General features: G+C 46.2%; 15 protein-coding genes. 6 read left to right on the top strand and 9 right to left on the bottom strand.

Annotated elements, in window-relative coordinates; translation table 11 throughout:
- Positions 1-832 (top strand): integron integrase (locus tag JEU20_RS02525; RefSeq protein WP_198243539.1); only part of this gene is annotated, 832 nt, incomplete at its 5' end.
- Positions 833-1035: 203 nt separating this feature from the next.
- Here JEU20_RS02525 and JEU20_RS02520 read toward each other — a convergent pair.
- Genes JEU20_RS02520 through JEU20_RS02500 form a run of 5 tightly spaced genes read right to left on the bottom strand, consistent with a single transcriptional unit; the run spans position 1036 to position 5541 of the window.
- Complete coding sequence (locus JEU20_RS02520; protein WP_198243538.1) at positions 1036-2334, bottom strand: dicarboxylate/amino acid:cation symporter; 1299 nt, start codon at positions 2332-2334, stop codon at positions 1036-1038.
- Between the two features lie 15 nt (positions 2335-2349).
- The gene (locus tag JEU20_RS02515) at positions 2350-3057 is read right to left on the bottom strand and encodes a (5-formylfuran-3-yl)methyl phosphate synthase (protein WP_198243537.1); all 708 of its coding nucleotides are present in this window, start codon (positions 3055-3057) and stop codon (positions 2350-2352) included.
- A complete protein-coding gene (locus tag JEU20_RS02510; protein ID WP_198243536.1) occupies positions 3054-3620 on the bottom strand; it encodes a DUF447 domain-containing protein in 567 nt (188 codons plus the stop codon). The genes JEU20_RS02515 and JEU20_RS02510 overlap by 4 nt, the downstream gene beginning before the upstream one ends.
- A complete protein-coding gene (locus JEU20_RS02505) occupies positions 3617-5002 on the bottom strand; it encodes a DUF6513 domain-containing protein (RefSeq protein WP_198243535.1) in 1386 nt (461 codons plus the stop codon). Before JEU20_RS02505 ends, JEU20_RS02510 begins: the two co-directional genes overlap by 4 nt.
- On the bottom strand, positions 4999-5541 hold the full coding sequence (locus JEU20_RS02500) for a flavoprotein (protein WP_198243534.1): 543 nt from the start codon (positions 5539-5541) through the stop codon (positions 4999-5001). The genes JEU20_RS02505 and JEU20_RS02500 overlap by 4 nt, the downstream gene beginning before the upstream one ends.
- 64 nt (positions 5542-5605) lie before the next feature.
- On the opposite strand from JEU20_RS02500, the gene folP reads away from it, so the two are divergent.
- Genes folP through cobO form a run of 5 tightly spaced genes read left to right on the top strand, consistent with a single transcriptional unit; the run spans position 5606 to position 11285 of the window.
- The gene (folP, locus tag JEU20_RS02495) at positions 5606-6427 is read left to right on the top strand and encodes a dihydropteroate synthase (RefSeq protein ID WP_198243533.1); all 822 of its coding nucleotides are present in this window, start codon (positions 5606-5608) and stop codon (positions 6425-6427) included.
- A complete protein-coding gene (locus JEU20_RS02490) occupies positions 6428-7351 on the top strand; it encodes a 1-aminocyclopropane-1-carboxylate deaminase/D-cysteine desulfhydrase (RefSeq protein ID WP_198243532.1) in 924 nt (307 codons plus the stop codon).
- A gap of 15 nt (positions 7352-7366) precedes the next feature.
- Entirely contained in the window at positions 7367-9463 is a 2097-nt protein-coding gene (ppk1, locus tag JEU20_RS02485) for a polyphosphate kinase 1 (protein WP_198245808.1), read from the top strand.
- 14 nt (positions 9464-9477) lie between these two features.
- Positions 9478-10752: a cobyrinic acid a,c-diamide synthase CobB gene (locus JEU20_RS02480; protein ID WP_198245807.1), complete on the top strand. Its 1275-nt coding sequence runs from the start codon at positions 9478-9480 to the stop codon at positions 10750-10752.
- Complete coding sequence (gene cobO, locus JEU20_RS02475) at positions 10749-11285, top strand: cob(I)yrinic acid a,c-diamide adenosyltransferase (RefSeq protein WP_198243531.1); 537 nt, start codon at positions 10749-10751, stop codon at positions 11283-11285. The genes JEU20_RS02480 and cobO overlap by 4 nt, the downstream gene beginning before the upstream one ends.
- Positions 11286-11306: 21 nt before the next feature.
- On the opposite strand, the gene JEU20_RS02470 is transcribed toward cobO, so the two are convergent.
- The 4 genes from JEU20_RS02470 to JEU20_RS02455 form a co-directional block, all read right to left on the bottom strand.
- Positions 11307-12158 carry a PHP domain-containing protein gene (locus JEU20_RS02470; protein ID WP_198243530.1) on the bottom strand — a complete coding sequence of 284 codons (852 nt, stop codon included), beginning with the start codon at positions 12156-12158 and terminating at the stop codon, positions 11307-11309.
- Positions 12159-12161: 3 nt separating this feature from the next.
- A complete protein-coding gene (locus JEU20_RS02465; RefSeq protein ID WP_281066772.1) occupies positions 12162-13946 on the bottom strand; it encodes an ABC transporter ATP-binding protein in 1785 nt (594 codons plus the stop codon).
- Positions 13947-14055: 109 nt separating this feature from the next.
- A complete protein-coding gene (locus tag JEU20_RS02460) occupies positions 14056-14697 on the bottom strand; it encodes a DUF2959 domain-containing protein (RefSeq protein ID WP_198243529.1) in 642 nt (213 codons plus the stop codon).
- A 30-nt stretch (positions 14698-14727) separates the two neighbouring features.
- Positions 14728-15558 (bottom strand): HDOD domain-containing protein, encoded by an 831-nt coding sequence (locus tag JEU20_RS02455; protein ID WP_198243528.1) that lies wholly within the window; start codon positions 15556-15558, stop codon positions 14728-14730.
- Between the last annotated feature and the right edge of the window lie 525 nt (positions 15559-16083).

The following is a 16083-nucleotide window of genomic DNA, read 5'->3' as shown; positions in this document are numbered from 1 at the left end:
TGATCTTGGTAAGCATGAGGTAGAGCAATTTTTGTCTGATCTGGCTGTTGGTCGCAATGTCAGTGCCAGTACGCAAAGTCTGGCGCTGACGTCGTTGGTGTTTTTCTTTAGTGAAGTACTTGGGCGGCCACTAGGAGATATGGGCTTTGCCCGGGCTAAACGCCCCAAGCGCTTGCCGGTTGTATTGACTAAAAATGAAGTCCGACAATTGTTGTCGCAGATGACGGGTGTTTATGCATTGATGGCGGGGTTGATGTATGGCACGGGTATGCGGCTGATGGAGTGTGTCAGATTGCGGGTAAAGGATATTGACTTTGATTATGGCACGATTACGGTACGCGATGGTAAGGGTAGTAAAGACCGGATTGTGCCATTGCCCAAGCGTTATGAAGCTGAATTGAAATCGCATTTGAAAACAGTTCAATCATTACATGCTAACGATGTGGCACAAGGGCATGGTGAGGTTTATTTACCGAATGCGTTGGCAGTCAAGTATCCCAATGCAGCTCGGGAATGGGGCTGGCAGTATGTCTTTCCGGCTTCCAGACTGTCGGTTGATCCGCGAACGGGGGGTGTTCGGCGTCATCATTTACATGAAACATCGTTGCAGAAAGCGATTAAACAGGCAGCCAGGCAATCGGTGATTGCCAAGCAGGTCAACAGCCATGCCTTACGCCATTCGTTTGCCACACATCTTTTGGAGGCCGGTTCGGATATTCGAACTGTACAAGAGCTGTTAGGCCATGCCGATGTTTCGACGACGATGATTTATACCCATGTGATGAATCGACCAGGCTTGGCACCTGTCGAGAGTCCCGCAGATTTATTGTAGCTTAGGGGATTTTTCAGGTTAATCGACTGGATTATTAAGCCAATAGTGGCTTTAGGATGGGTTTCGTTATCGCTCTCGGCAACAGCTTTTTTGGAAAACTTGGCACACAGTCCACTGACTAGCCATGCAAGGTCTGTTTCAGTAGGTTGATGTCACCGGGCGGGCTACTACTCATTCATAAAGCTATAAATTGTGGCCCCAGGTCAAGACTTATGCGGCAGCTCGACATCGGTAATGATGCCGGCATTGGGGTCGTTGAATATGCTGTCGTCCAACTCGTTTTCACTGCGGCCGACAATACTGGTGACGGTAGCGTCGCCGGTAATGTTGACGACGGTGCGCAGCATATCGAGCACTCGGTCTACCCCTAAAATCAGGCCGATACCTTCAACTGGCAAGCCGACTTGATTAAATACCATGGCTAGCATGATTAAGCCAACGCCCGGAACGCCGGCGGTGCCGATGGAGGCTAGAATGGACATGCCGATGACAGTTAGATAATCACTAAATTCAAGATTGATGCCGTAGACATTGGCGATAAAAACGGTGGCGACGCCTTGCATGATGGCGGTGCCGTCCATATTAATGGTGGCACCTAGCGGCACGGTAAATGCGGCTGTTGCATTATTAACGCCAATACGTTTTTCTACGGCCTGCAAGGTGATCGGAATGGTTGCATTGGAACTGGCGGTGCTGAAGGCAAATATTTGGGCAGAGCGCATTTTTTTGAAAAATGTTGCTGGCGCCAGCTTGGCCAGAAAATGTAATAACAGACTGAAGGTACCAAGACAGTGCAGTATTAGGCACAGAACGACAACAGAGAAGTAGCCTATCATGGGAATGATCAGCCCGAAACCTTGTTCGGAAAAGGTTTTTGCCATCAGAAAAAATACCCCAACTGGTGCGAAGTCCATTACCAGAGTTACCACATTCATCATGACTTCATTCAATCTGTCGGCTAAATCGACTAAAGGTTGACCTTTTTCTCCAGTCATTAACAGTGCGATGGCAAATAAAATCACAAAGAAAATAATTTGCAGCATATTGCCTTCGGCAAAGGCCTGGATGGGGTTGCCGGGGACGATATTGATTAACACTTCAGTTAAGGGTGGGGCTGGTTTTGCCGTAAAATTTCCCAAGCTGGCGGTCGTTTCAAAGCCTTGGCCGGGTGAAATCAATAGTGCAACCGTTAATGCGAGGGTGATGGCCAGTCCTGTGGTTAACAGATAAAGTGCAAAGGCCTTAATGCCAACCCGTCCTAATGTACTGACGTCACCGATACCACAAACGCCACAAATCAAGGAGAATGTGACCAAAGGAACAACCAACATTTTCAGTGCATTGACAAAAGCTGCACTTACCACATAAAACAAGCCGTTAACCAGCCCGTGTTGAATCCAGTCAATATTTTGAGCAAACTGATTGATCAAACTGCCCAGTAATAACCCGAGCAGCATGGCGATTAAAATTTTGGTGGTAATCGGTGTTTTATGTTGAGGCATGGGCGCTTTAGGAAATCAGGCGGGTTCAGTTAAGGCGATTTTTTCAGCATTAAAATAATGTTGAATGTGTTGTACGCGGCTGATGTCCAATGCCTGCGTTCGCAGGTGGCTGTGGCACAATGCACCGCGAAAGCCGAGATAATCGGCTTGGAAGGGCAGTAATTGATGAATATGCGTTTGTCGCAAGGAGCCGGCCAGCCCCGTGAGGAGTTGATGTTGTTTAGCGTGTTGCACAAACTGTTCAATACGCTTTAAAGGTAATACATCAAGCAGCGAGCCGTTTTGTTTGTCGGCGGTATCGAGCATGACGCCACTGAAACCGGTTTTGGCCAGCTGTGGAATCAGCCTGAAATCAGGCTGTTGGTCGGCAAATAATACAGCGATAAGGCGCAAACTGTTCTGTTCAATGTCGGTTTTAAGGCGTTGAAGCGTTGCCAAGGTATCGCCTGTGCTGAAAAAACCGATTTTAATATAATCGACTCCAGTGGCAGCCATGTTCAATACAGCGTTTTGAATCAGGCCAGGCTCCATGGGTAAATCACCAATGGTGGCACTAAGGGTGTTGATGTGCCCTAAATGATCGACGATAGTTTGCACTTCTGTTAAGGCTAAGGCACCTAAGGCACCTTTTGCCGGCTGCTTCAGGTCAATAATATCGATGCCTAAGTGTTGAATTTGTAATGCCTCGTCCAGGCTGTTGATGCTGGCTAGCATTCCACTCATGCTTGAATGACTCCTTGTTTAAAATCTTCGACCACTTCCATTAGCCATTGCCAGGCTTCTTTTTCACGTTCACCGGCGGTTTTTTCCATACCAATGCGAAGATAAGCGAGTTCTTCCTCGATTTTTTTCCACGGTAACATATGTAGACGGCTGACTAATATGGCCGCTTCAATGACGGCAAACTGGGCACGATTAAAGCCTTTGAACGGTTTATGGGTGACTTCGTAAATAGATTTACAGAAAATCATCGGCCGGATGTCATCATCTTCAATTTTCTCGATCTCCAGTTCACAATGAGCCAGTGCGCATTCCAGGTAGTGGCCTGTAGTTTTTTCGGCTTCTTTGAGTGGCCAGTTGCGACGACCGGTTAAACAGCCGGCAAAAATACGCACATCATCGCAATAATTGATTATTGCGGTATGGGTTTCAGCGATGTTGTCCAGAGTGGTACAGGGCTTGAAGGGGCGGATGACAAACTTGTCTTCATGTGCATGAATGCCCATCGGCGCAATATGCGGGACGCCCTGACGGTTTAACGTGGTGACAATAACTTCTTGAATCATTTTTTTAACGTCGTTCCGGCCGGTTTGAATTGGTGTAAATCAATGCTGCCCTCATTATGGTCGGTAATGCAGCCCCAGTCCAGTTTTTGATCTTGAGTAAAGCGTTTACCTAATTGCCAGGCAATCTCTGCCCGGGCCAGTTCCACACCGAGGTAAAAGGCATGACCGCCATCATTTTCCACACCCAGTGTGGGATACAGTTCAAATGGATCGGTGGCACTATTGAGTCCATCGCGATTGAAAATGTGGATACCTTCTTCACTGACTTGTATGCGATAGCTAGGGTCACGAATTTCTTCAGCCAGGGCTTTTATTTCATCCAAGCTGTAGGGGAACGGCGAAGTTTCATGCACCGTCATCAGGCCGGGGTCAATATGCTTGGGCAGGCTGTTATGTTGTTTGGCCGCATGCATGATGCGGCGGGCACGATCTGCCTCGCGTATTGCCGTCCGCGCGTGCTGGCTGACTTCGGTGGCCAGTACATTATGAATATTGAGTTCGGAACACATTCCGAACAACAAAGCATTCATGCCGGTTGTATCAGCATGCGTCAGTTCGGTCAGATTACCGATACCGAGCATCATTTCAATGTCGGGATAGCGCTGCCGGAACTGAAAATTTCGTGCGACTGATTCGGTAAAGCCAAAATGAATCGGGTCGAGAATCGGGTCGACGATAAAGGCACGGTTCTGTTTTTGCAGTTGTTCGATGGCGCTGTCGAGCGTTTGCAGGTTGCCATGTTGTTGTGGGATTAAAATGGGTGTGGCGGCCACTTCATGGCTAATCCACAGCGTATCCTGGGTCAGACTCAGCATAAAATCGGCACCGGCCTTGCCGCCACGTAACAGATCATCAGTTTCCAGTGAATCAATGCTGACTGTAAAGCCTTCTTGCTTCAGGGTTTGAATACAGTCTTCTAGGTGTGGAAAGTCAGTACCGGGCAAACAGCCGATGTCGATCACATCCGCTCCGTTTTGTCGATAATAAATGGCGCGCTCCAGTACTTGTTCCAACGTCATGTGCGGTGCGTCGGTAATTTCGGCAAAAATATTGACAGAATATTCGCTTAGGTCGATATGTTGTGCGGCATGACCAAAATATTGCGGCAGATCTTTGACTTCTTCTGGCCCGCGTTCGACTGGTACGCCGAGTTTTTCTGATAGGGCGTCAAGGTCACCACGGCAACGGCCGGGAATGATGATGCGATCGGCGCCAAAGGTGTCGTGCAAACGCCGAGCAATCATGTCGGTGGTTATCAAAGCGGCGACTTTGACACCAATTTGATGTACCGTGTAGGTGAAATCCGGCTGCATGTTGCTGAGCACGCGCTGACATTGTTTTTCGGCCAGTTTTCCGGTCAGAAACAGAATATGTTCGCTCATGTTAAATCAGCTAGGCGGCGGTTGACGGTTTCAATCAATTCATCCACACTTTCTACCACCTCGGTATATTCAAATTGACGAATTTTTTCGGTGCCTTCAAGGTCAATTTTTCTAGGATAGACCATAACTTTCTTTTTGCCGGGAGCTGTCGTTTCCATTTCGGGCGCAATGTCACAAGGATAAACAATGCTGGGTACGCGGCATTTTCCAGCTTGGGAATATAGATTGGTGACCAGTGAATCGGCAATACCCAGCACACATTTAGCGATGGTATTCGATGTAGTTGGCGCCATGACAAAGGTGTGATAATAACCTTTATAGAATAATCCGACCGGTGGCGCAGAGGCGGCTTTGTCGCGATAAATCGGCAGGTGATTTTTCAGTTCTTTTATATCGATGCCATACATTTTTAATACCTCTTCACCGGCCTGACTCATATATAAATCGACCTGATCCAATGTCAGCAGGAATTCAAGGCATTCTTCTATATAATGGCCTGAACCGGTAATGGCCCAAGCCAAACGGGGAGATTTGTTCACGGTATCTTGTGGTGTGGAAAATCTGCATTATACCTTAAGAAAGATCAGACAAAAGGAGGTTACGATGCTTGCAGCGATTGATAAACCTATGATTATGGGAATTTTAAATGTCACACCCGATAGTTTTTCCGATGGTGGGGAATATAATGTGGTAGATGCGGCGGTTTTGCGTTGCCGCGAAATGTTGGGGCAGGGGGCGGATATTATCGACATTGGCGGTGAATCGACACGGCCGGGGGCGGATTCTGTCACGGCAGAACAACAGATAGAACGTGTCGTTCCCATTATTACCGCGATTCGGCAGCACGTTTCAGAAAGTGTGCCGATCAGTATTGATACGACCTTGAGTACGGTCGCAAAAGCGGCTTTAGAGGCAGGTGCTAACTGGATCAACGATGTTTCGGCAGGGCTGGATGATGACGAAATTCTGGCATTGGCGGCGCGAACCGATACACCGATTATATTGATGCACCGGCAGGGGACGCCTAAAACCATGCAGGATAATCCATTTTATGATGATGCAGTGATTGATATTTTGGAAGAAATCAAGCTGCGGGTCGAGGTGGCGATGGAAGCGGGCATCCCAAAATCTAATATTATAATTGATCCGGGCATTGGTTTTGGGAAACGCAAACAGGATAATCTTGAATTGTTGGCGAACCTGGATCAATTTGTCGCACTGGGGATGCCTGTCATGTTGGGTACCAGTCGCAAGCGTTTTATGGGCAGTATTTGTCAGGTGGACAATCCAAAAGAGCTGGTGACAGCAACGGCAGTGACAACAGCTTTAGGCGTGATGGCGGGGGTCAAGATTTTTAGGGTTCATGATGTGAAGGAAAATCGTCAGGCTGCCGACGTTGCCTTCGCCATCAAGCAGGCCGCCTAAATGCTACACCCTGCCTTATCTACGCTGGAGCAAAGTTTTGCTACCTCGCCATTACAAAAGATTGAAGACACGCTGTTACAGCAGACAGGTGTTGAGCTGTGGCTGAAACGGGATGATTTGATTCATCCTATTATTTCTGGCAATAAATGGCGAAAATTAAAATACATTTTAAATCATGCGCTGCACGGTCAGATGCACACCATTATCAGTATGGGCGGGCCGTGGTCAAATCATTTACATGCTCTGGCTTATGCGGGAAAACAGCTGGGTCTGACGACGAAAGCCTTTGTACGTGGTGAAAAGCCTGTCGTTTTGAGTCCGACGCTGCGCGATATACTGGCTTGGGGTATGGAGGTACAATTTGTATCGCGTCATCATTACCGGGATTTGCGGCAATATCGGAAATTTGACAGTCTGCCGGGTTTAAAACCGGGGGAATATTGGTTACCGGAAGGTGGTGCGAGTACCCTGGCATTGCAAGGAGTTCATGAAATTGTCACGGAAATATCGGTACAATACGACAGTTTAGCTGTCGCCGTGGGGACGGGAACCACACTAGCCGGTTTGATTGCTGCCAGCGATCAGGATAAACAGATTGTGGGCATTGCTGCATTGAAAGGTGCAGCTTTTTTATATGATGATGTGAAGCGCTTGATTGCGCCTGAGGAAAAAAAGAACTGGCGAATTCTGTTGGATTATCATGCTGGAGGCTTTGCCCGTACCATGCCGGAATTGTTAGTCTTTATGCAGCAATTTGAGGTCAGGCAGCAGATTCTTCTCGATCAGGTGTATAACGCTAAAATGTTATATGCCTTATATGATCAGATTCGGCAAGGTGCATTTCAGCGTGGGGATAGAATTGTTGCGATTCATACGGGCGGTTTACAGGGGATGCGTACCATAAACATGGCAAGACTAGGTTAAATACGGGACATAATGATGAATCAGGAAATCAATAATCAATCAAACACAACAGAAATCGACTTGTCGGCGCCTGAGTTGTATATCAACCGCGAATTAAGTTTGCTGGAGTTTAATGACCGGGTCTTGGCTCAAGCAAAAGATGAGAGCCTGCCTTTATTAGAACGACTGAATTATTTATGTATTTCCTGTTCCAATCTGGATGAATTCTATGAGGTTCGGGTTGCCAGTGTGATTCAAATGGCCGAGATGGAGCCGGGAGCAACCGGTTTAGATGGCCTGACCCCTTATGAGCAGTTGGTAAAAATTTCCGAGCGCACCCATCGCTTGGTTGATGAGCAATACCGGGTTCTCAATGAAATTCTGATTCCGCAGTTGAAACAGGAACACATTTGCTTTATTCGTCGGAATGAGTGGACCGATAAACAACGAGCCTGGTTAGAGCAGTATTTCAACGAGGAATTGCTGCCAATTTTAACTCCTGTCGGTTTGGACTCGGCGCACCCTTTTCCTCGTATTTTAAACAAAAGTTTAAATTTTATTATTACGCTGACCGGTAAAGATGCTTTTGGCCGCAACAGTGGCCGTGCAGTGTTGCAGGCTCCCCGTGCCTTGCCGCGGATTGTGCGTTTACCGCCTGAAGAAACCGATGGTGGGCCGAGTGATTTTGTGTTTTTATCGTCAATTATTCATGCCTTTGTCGGTGAATTATTCAATGGTATGACGGTAAAAGGCTGTTATCAATTTCGAGTAACTCGCAACAGCGATTTTTTTGTCGATGATGATGCGATTGATGATTTACTGCATGCGGTTGAAGGCGAACTGGCGATGCGCAATTATGGCGACGAAGTCCGTCTGGAAATCGATGCCAATTGCCCGGAAGAAACGGTTAATTTTCTCAAGGCACGCTTTGGTTTGCAGGATGGACAGGTTTTTAAGGTAAATGGGCCGGTTAATCTAAGCCGGATTCAAGCGATTTATAACAAGGTGGATCGGCCGGATTTAAAATTCAGTCCGTTCAAACCGTATGTGCCGGGTGCCTTGGGCCGTAAAAAAGATATTATGTCGGCCATTAAACAACAGGATTATTTATTGCATCATCCATTCGAATCCTTCATGCCGGTTATTGAATTTATTCGTCAGGCGGCGGCAGACCCTGATGTGATTGCGATCAAGCAAACGCTATATCGAACCGGTATGGATTCACCTATCGTAGCGGCTTTGATAAAGGCAGCGCGTAGTGGTAAGGAAGTGACGGTCGTGATTGAATTACGCGCACGTTTTGATGAAAAAGAAAATATCGGCTTGGCAGCAAAATTACAGGAAGCCGCAGCGCATGTGGTCTATGGGGTTGTTGGCTATAAAACACATGCCAAGATGTGTCAGGTGTTACGTAAGGAAGGTAAAAAATTGCAATTTTATACGCATTTAGGTACCGGTAATTATCACCCTAAAACAGCGCGGCTTTATACCGATTATGGGTTGTTTACGTCGGATAAAACCATTGGTGAGGATGTGCGGCGAATTTTTGCGCAATTGACTAGCTTAGGAAAGGTCAGTCGCTTAAATAAGTTATTGCAATCGCCGTTTACGTTGCATAAAGGCTTGTTGAAAATGATAGATCGCGAAATCGTGAATGCAGAAAAAGGCAAACCTGCAAAAATTATCATCAAGGTCAACGCTATTATTGAAAAGCAATGTATTGAAGCGTTATATCGGGCGTCGCAGGCAGGTGTCGAGATTAAATTGATTGTTCGCGGGGTTTGTTGCTTAAGGCCTGGGATAAAAGGTGTTTCAGACAATATTGAAGTGCGCTCGATTATTGGCCGTTTTTTGGAGCATACCCGTGTTTATGCTTTTGCCAATGGCGGTAACTGGCAAGTGTATTGCTCTAGCGCAGACCTGATGGATCGGAATATGTTTAGGCGGGTGGAAACCTGTTTTCCGATTGAAGACAAAAAATTGCACGATCGGGTATTGCAAGATTTGGATGTGTATCTGAAGGATAATTCGCAGGCTTGGGTGTTGCAGGCCGATGGTAATTACAGGCGTTTGGAGCCGGGTGATGAGCCGATATTCCAGGCGCAGACTGAGCTGCTGAACATGTTTACCTGATGTCGGGGGAACACATGAAGCTAGCGTTGTTAGCCGGAACACAGTCGGGTTGTGGTAAAACGACAATGATGCTGGCCTTGTTGCAATATTTTAAAATACAACAGCGTGAGATTGCGGCATTTAAGGCTGGACCGGATTTTTTGGATCCTTTGTGGCATCAGGTGGTCAGTGGTAGGCCATCTTATAATTTGGATACCCGGATGATTGGCGTGGCCTTGTCGCGGCAGGTGTTGGCAGGGCAGAGCCAGGGGGCTGAATTTGGTTTGATTGAAGGCGTCATGGGGTTGTTTGATGGGCGTGAAGGTGTCGGTAAAGAAGGGTCTAGTGTAGATTTAGCGCGGCAGTTGGGTTGTCCGGTATTATTGGTTGTAGATGCTAAAGGTATGAGCGGTTCGATTGTGCCGCAGGTTAGTGGTTTTTGCCATTATGCTGAAAAAATTGGTGTCCGTATTGCTGGCGTGCTGGCAAATCGAGTGGGCAGTTCACATCATGCCGGTTTGTTAAAGACACTGCTCGCAGAATACAATATGCCGCCATTGATTGCATATCTGTTGAAGGAGGCACCGGGGTTGCCGGAACGCCATTTGGGGTTGATGCGGCCCGATGAAGTCGAGGTGCCGGAGTTTTCTGACAGTTTCCAGGTTGATGACGCTTTGTTGATGGCAGCTTTTCAACCTTTCGACCTTGTGGCGTTAAAACAAGATACCGATACGCCACGTCTGACGAGTAAAAAAATCGCCGTTGCGCGAGATGCGGCCTGCTGTTTTATTTATCCGGCCAATATTGACTGGCTGAAACAACAGGGTGCGCAGGTGGTTTATTTTTCGCCCCTGGCAGGTGATCGTTTACCGGCAGATTGTGATGCACTCTGGTTACCAGGCGGATACCCTGAGTTGTATGGGCAAGCCTTGTCGCAGTCGGCTAGCTTGGCTTCTTTGCGCGCATTTATTGAAGCCGACAAGCCGGTGTTAGCCGAATGTGGTGGCGCGATGCTATTGGGGCGGATGATTATCGATCAAACCGGTTGTGCTTGGCCAATGGCGCAGGTTTTACCTTTTGATTCGAGAATGCAGAAAAAACTGGCTGCATTAGGGTATCGACAGGATGAAACTGGGGTAAGAGGGCATGAGTTTCATCATTCGGTACGCGAAGCAGAGCAGATATTTACGCCGGCGTTTCACTGTGATCGTGGCGATAACGGTATTCGATACAAAAATTTACGCGCCTCGTATGTGCATTGGTATTTTGCCAGTCAGCCTGAGCGTGTTGCAGAGTGGTTTGGAGCATGAAGGAAAGAGACAGAAGACAGGGTATTGTGGTGGTGAACACCGGTGAAGGCAAGGGCAAATCGTCGAGTGCTTTTGGTATGGTATTTAGAGCGGCGGGCTGGGGCATGAAGGTGTGTGTCATTCAGTTTATCAAGGGGAAGTGGAAAACCGGGGAACAAAAAGCGGCTGAGCGTTTTGATAATATCGAATGGCACACGTTGGGGGATGGGTTTACCTGGGATACTAAGAACCCCGAGCAGGATATTAAAACCAGCCGTGAAATCTGGGAGTTTGCTAAGCAAAAAATTCGCTCTGAGGCTTATGATTTTGTCCTGCTGGATGAAATCAATTATTGCTGTGGTTATCAGTGGATTTCAGGCCAGGAAATTGCCGATTTTATTTCCAACGAAAAACCACCCTGGCTGCATCTGGTATTGACTGGCCGTAATGCTGCGCCGGAAGTGATTGAGGTGGCGCATACGGTTACCGAAATGAAAATGCTGAAACATGCCTATAAACAAGGTATCAAAGCGGCGCAGGGGATAGAGTTTTAATTCAAGTTTGCAGCAACGTGTTCAGTTCAACGTCGCGGCAAGCGGGTCGGCTTTCCAGACGGATTTGATACCCGCTGGCATGGGCGCAAGACGACCGAGTTCCACCCACGGATTATCCGGGTTATGGAAGTCAGAACCTTGTGAGGCCAATAAATCAAATCGCTTGGCCAGTTGCAGGCTGCGCTGAATATCATCGATCGAGCTTTGGCCTGTGACAACCTCAATACCCCGTCCGCCGACTTGCTTGAATGCGGTTAAGGCTCTTTTCAACCAACTGCTGGTCAGTTTGTAACGGAGAGGGTGTGCCAGAACGGCGATACCGCCACTGGCAGTAATCCAGCTAACGGTTTGTTCGAGTGTCGCCCAACGGGTTGAGACATAAGCCGATTTACCTTGACCTAAGTATTTGTCAAAAGCGTCTTGTAGACTGGTGACATATTCTTGCTGTAATAGATATTGAGCAAAGTGTAAGCGCGTGACCATATCGCTTCCAGCCGTCGCGCAGACGGCTTCAAAAACCCCTTCGATTCTTTTTTTAGCCAGTTTTTCTGCGATTTTAGTGGCACGATCAATGCGAATTTGTTGTTGCTGCTTTATGCCGTCAATTAAGGCCGGATGCTGAGGATCTATGCCTAAGCCCACGATATGCAGGCATTTCTTTTCCCAGCTGGCAGATAATTCGATGCCTGGGATAAGCTGGATTCCTAACGCGTCCGCCATGATTTGCGCTTCGCTTAACCCCTTTAGGGTGTCGTGATCGGTCAGTGCCAGCGTAGTGACACCGTGTTCAGATGCACGCTGAACTAATTGGCTGGGCGATAAGGCACCGTCGGAGGCGGTCGAGTGGCAGTGCAGGTCGTAAATTTCTGTCATTGATTATTGATATTCGCTATATAATTTGGCGTAAAGACCATTTTGCTGTATTAACGTGTCATGTTTACCTTGCTCACAGATTTTACCTTGTTCAAATACATAGACATGGTCGGCTTGTTTGATGCTGCTGAGGCGGTGAGCGATAATGATGGTGGTTTTATCTTGTAAAAAAGCATTCAGAGATTGATGTAGCTTATATTCGGTTTGCGTATCTAATGCCGAGGTCGCTTCATCGAGAATGACGACTTTGGGTTGGCTGACCACCATTCTGGCAATGGCCAGTCTTTGACGTTGGCCGCCAGACAAACGCATGCCGTGGAGCCCGATGACGGTATCGAGTTTGTTTGGCAAAGCGTCGATGGTGTCTTTAAGCTGGGCGATTGTCAATGCCCGCCACAGTTCTGCGTCGTTAATTTCACGCCCTAAGGTCAGGTTCATACGGATAGTATCATTAAACAGTGCAGGCTGTTGTAAAACTGTGGCGACGTTTTCGCGCACCACTTCAAGGCCGATTTCTGTGACAGGAATATCATCAAAATAAATCATGCCTTTTTCTGTCGGGTACAGGCCAATCAGAATCTGGGCCAGGGTTGATTTGCCGCCACCACTGGCGCCAACTAAGGCGACTTTTTTACCTTTAGCGATGTTCAGGTTGATGCCATTCAAAATGGGTTCGTCCTGATAGCGAAAATGCAGGTTCTCGATTCTGACCGAAACGGTGGGCTGATTTTTAAACGGGTTTTTAAGATGGGGATAGTGGGGTTCTTGTTTGAGTGTCGTGAGTTTGTTGATGCGGTTGATGGCAGCTTTGGCAGCAAAAAAGGCTTGTTGTATGCCTAATATTTCCTGAACCGGCGCCATCATAAACCATAAATAACCAAAAACGGCTAACATTTCGCCAATGCTTAAATCGGAGTACAGCACCATCAGCATGGCGGTGGCGCGAAAAATATCAAAGCCAAACAAAAAAATTAAAAAACTGAATCGAACGGCCGCATCACTTTTCCAGGCAAATGCGATGGAATGATCTTTAACGGCTTTTGCCGAGTCAATCAGTTTGTTGCAATAATATTTTTCCCGGTTACAAGCGCGGATCTGATGAATTGCTTCCAGTGTTTCGGTCAGTGCTTGCTGAAAAATGCCGTAGGCTTTGTTTTCCTGGGCTTTCAGGTCTTTGACCTTACTGCCAATCGAACGAGCAAAAAAAATGACAACCGGGTTCAGGAAAATAATAAACAGTCCAAGCTGCCAGTGCATCCATAATAAAATAATCGCCGTACCGAATACGGTTAGGCAGGCAATCAGTAATTTACTGATGGTGGTGCCGATAAAATTATCCAGCGTATCCAGGTCGGTGACTAAATGGGTGACAATATTGCCGCTGCCAAGGCTTTCGTATTCCGACATAGAGATAAAACGCAAATGATTGATGAGTCGTTTGCGGATGTGAAAGATGACGTCTTTTGCAATCAAGCTGAATTGCCGGGTTTGAATAATATTGAATATCAGCGCCATAAGGCGCAGCAACACACTGGCCAATAAAATGGTCGTAAGGTATACAACGGGTTGCTGCCATTGTGGTGGGGTAAATTGGTTGATGAAATGAACAATCGTACCGGGCTTGTTGAGTAAAACTTCATCGACCAGGAGTGGCATTAATAAAGGGACAGGAACACTGGAAAGGGTCGCTAATAGTGCAATGAAATTGGCGATGATCAGTTCTTTTTTATGTTTGAACGCAATGCGTGCGATGGTGTTCCAGTTGTAGGGGTGGTTTGTATGACTCACAAGCGGCAGCGAAATGAAGAAATGAGACTATTATACTGGGCCAGTCGTTGTTTAGTTTGAAAGTTTTACCACACATTACAGCAGTCTTGTTATGCGTGGTAAAAGCTGGTTAGTTTTTTTCCATAGCCTGAATGAATTGGTTGGCTTCGGCAATCGATTTTTCCATGGCAAGAATTAGTTTGGAGACATCAGATTCGATATCGGCTAAATCTTCTTTAAGTGAGGCAATCGCTTGTGCATTCAAGTTATGTTTTAAATATAAAACCTGGTCTTTAAATACGGCTAAAACCGGCTGCATTTTTGCTTCTGCCTTTTTCATCGCGGTGATTAGTTGCAGGTATTGACGTTTGGTAGCCGTCAGTTTTTGTTGGCTGCGGCGCTTTAAAGAGGCATTGCTGTATTGATCTATTTCGTCTTCCCATTCAGCGAACAACGCGTCAGAAACATCTTCAATGTCTTCGATACGCTTATGGATTTCATTGGCTTTATCCAGGCTTTTTTGATAGGCATCGTTCAAGCGCTGATAGGTGTCTTCAAGGTCGCCACCGGAATAATGGGTTAAGGTCTGAAATTGTGCCAGTGCAGATTTAAATTGCTGTTTCGCTTCTTCCTGAGTATCCCGCATTTTTTCGACGCGATGGATCATGACTTGTCGCTTGGGAATGCCTATTTTTTCCAGGGTGTTTAAGTAAATTGATGAGCAGCCTGCAATTAGCAGCGAAAGCACAAAAACAAGTTTTTTTGAGGTCATAGGTTGTATGGGATAGTTATGAAGGAATGATTATTTACCAGGATAAAAAATTTCTTCAAATTCAAGTTGGGCTTTATCGACAATATCGGACAGCGTTTCACCCGTGATATTTAATTTTCTAGGGTCAGGGAGTATTCCCGATGAAACAAAAAAATTGATTTCACGGGTGATAAGGGCCAATTGAGAAAATTTATGTGTGATAGCGTCTGGGTGATGTTGCTGGATGGTTTGAATAATTATGTCAGGCAGGTTCCAGGCTCGACAAAGCTCTGCCCCCATCAGATAATGGTCAAAACCAATGATTTGTGTTTCCAACTCAGCTTCTGTAAACATATTTTGTTCTTTTTCAGAGCGCAAGAGTAAATTGACTTCTCTGGCCAGTTCTGGGATTCTGCGGAAAAAAACTAATAAACCAATATCATGTAGTAATCCGCAAACAAAAGCTGATTCATGATATTCTCCGCCGCTTTGTTTATCAATTTCAGCGGTTATTAGAGCGCATTTTAGGCTTCGACTCCAAAAATCCACCATAGAGAGAGTACCTGGGAGGTCGGAGAATCGTTCGATTATAATCGTTCCCAGTACCAAAGATTGAAGTTCTTTGTAGCCGATCATATTGATAGCGCGATCAATGGATGTAATTTGAGCTGGGAAACCATAAAATGCGCTGTTGACGATACGCAGAAGACGAGCAGTTAAGGCGGGGTCTTTTTCAATAATTTTTGCAGTGTCCTGGATAGATTTATTTGGGTCATTAATGGTTTTTTTGAGTGCAAGATATATAGTCGGAGGCGTTGCCAGTTGTGTGTCGCCTCTTAATAAATCAGCAGGTGTTAGATCGGTATGAGCAGTAGTCAACATAAAATTGTTTAGTTGTTTATTATTTGAGTTATTTCAATCATTTTCAAATGTATAACAAAGTTTAAAAATAATGGCTTATTGCTGCTGTACGTTATTTGACAGTTGTCGTTCGAATGGCATAAGGAGGCCGAGGTATCTTGTTGTAAACAAAATCGGATATCTTAAACAATAGCTATTTTTTTGTGAAAAACAAGAGGGTAATGAGGATATGAATGGATGATTTATTGTATAAGTAAGATTTACTGCTACAATCATTGTCATTGAATGATTACGGTAATGTCATGCTTTGCCGTAAGGGCTGATGTTTAAATATCGTTACTCTCTACAGCCGCCTAGATGCGCCTTTAATGGGGCAGCAGAATACCGAACGGATGTGTAGAAAATTAAAGGCCCGGCTAACAAAAAACTAATGCCGAGATCAGAACAGACATGTCTATCGAAGACTTAGACAGGCAATAATAATACAGGTTAACAGATGAGTGACTCTAGCGCCTTAAAAGAAAAAACGGTTGTTCTAGCTTTGAC

The sequence above is a fragment of the methane-oxidizing endosymbiont of Gigantopelta aegis genome, assembly GCF_016097405.1.
Lineage (GTDB): Bacteria > Pseudomonadota > Gammaproteobacteria > Methylococcales > Methylomonadaceae > Methylomarinum.
The sequence above is the reverse complement of the archived record's forward strand: the minus strand, read 5'-3'. Positions and strand labels throughout refer to the sequence as shown.

Bases quoted from the DNA above. Each gene is read 5' to 3' on its own strand.
- JEU20_RS02515 (WP_198243537.1), bottom strand. From the start codon at position 3,057: ATGAGTGGAATGCTAGCCAGCATCAACAGCCTGGACGAGGCATTACAA.
- JEU20_RS02505 (WP_198243535.1), bottom strand. From the start codon at position 5,002: ATGAGCGAACATATTCTGTTTCTGACCGGAAAACTGGCCGAAAAACAA.
- folP (WP_198243533.1), top strand. From the start codon at position 5,606: ATGCTTGCAGCGATTGATAAACCTATGATTATGGGAATTTTAAATGTC.
- JEU20_RS02480 (WP_198245807.1), top strand. From the start codon at position 9,478: ATGAAGCTAGCGTTGTTAGCCGGAACACAGTCGGGTTGTGGTAAAACG.
- JEU20_RS02510 (WP_198243536.1), bottom strand. From the start codon at position 3,620: ATGATTCAAGAAGTTATTGTCACCACGTTAAACCGTCAGGGCGTCCCG.
- JEU20_RS02490 (WP_198243532.1), top strand. From the start codon at position 6,428: ATGCTACACCCTGCCTTATCTACGCTGGAGCAAAGTTTTGCTACCTCG.
- JEU20_RS02455 (WP_198243528.1), bottom strand. From the start codon at position 15,558: ATGTTGACTACTGCTCATACCGATCTAACACCTGCTGATTTATTAAGA.
- cobO (WP_198243531.1), top strand. From the start codon at position 10,749: ATGAAGGAAAGAGACAGAAGACAGGGTATTGTGGTGGTGAACACCGGT.
- JEU20_RS02520 (WP_198243538.1), bottom strand. From the start codon at position 2,334: ATGCCTCAACATAAAACACCGATTACCACCAAAATTTTAATCGCCATG.
- ppk1 (WP_198245808.1), top strand. From the start codon at position 7,367: ATGAATCAGGAAATCAATAATCAATCAAACACAACAGAAATCGACTTG.
- JEU20_RS02460 (WP_198243529.1), bottom strand. From the start codon at position 14,697: ATGACCTCAAAAAAACTTGTTTTTGTGCTTTCGCTGCTAATTGCAGGC.
- JEU20_RS02470 (WP_198243530.1), bottom strand. From the start codon at position 12,158: ATGACAGAAATTTACGACCTGCACTGCCACTCGACCGCCTCCGACGGT.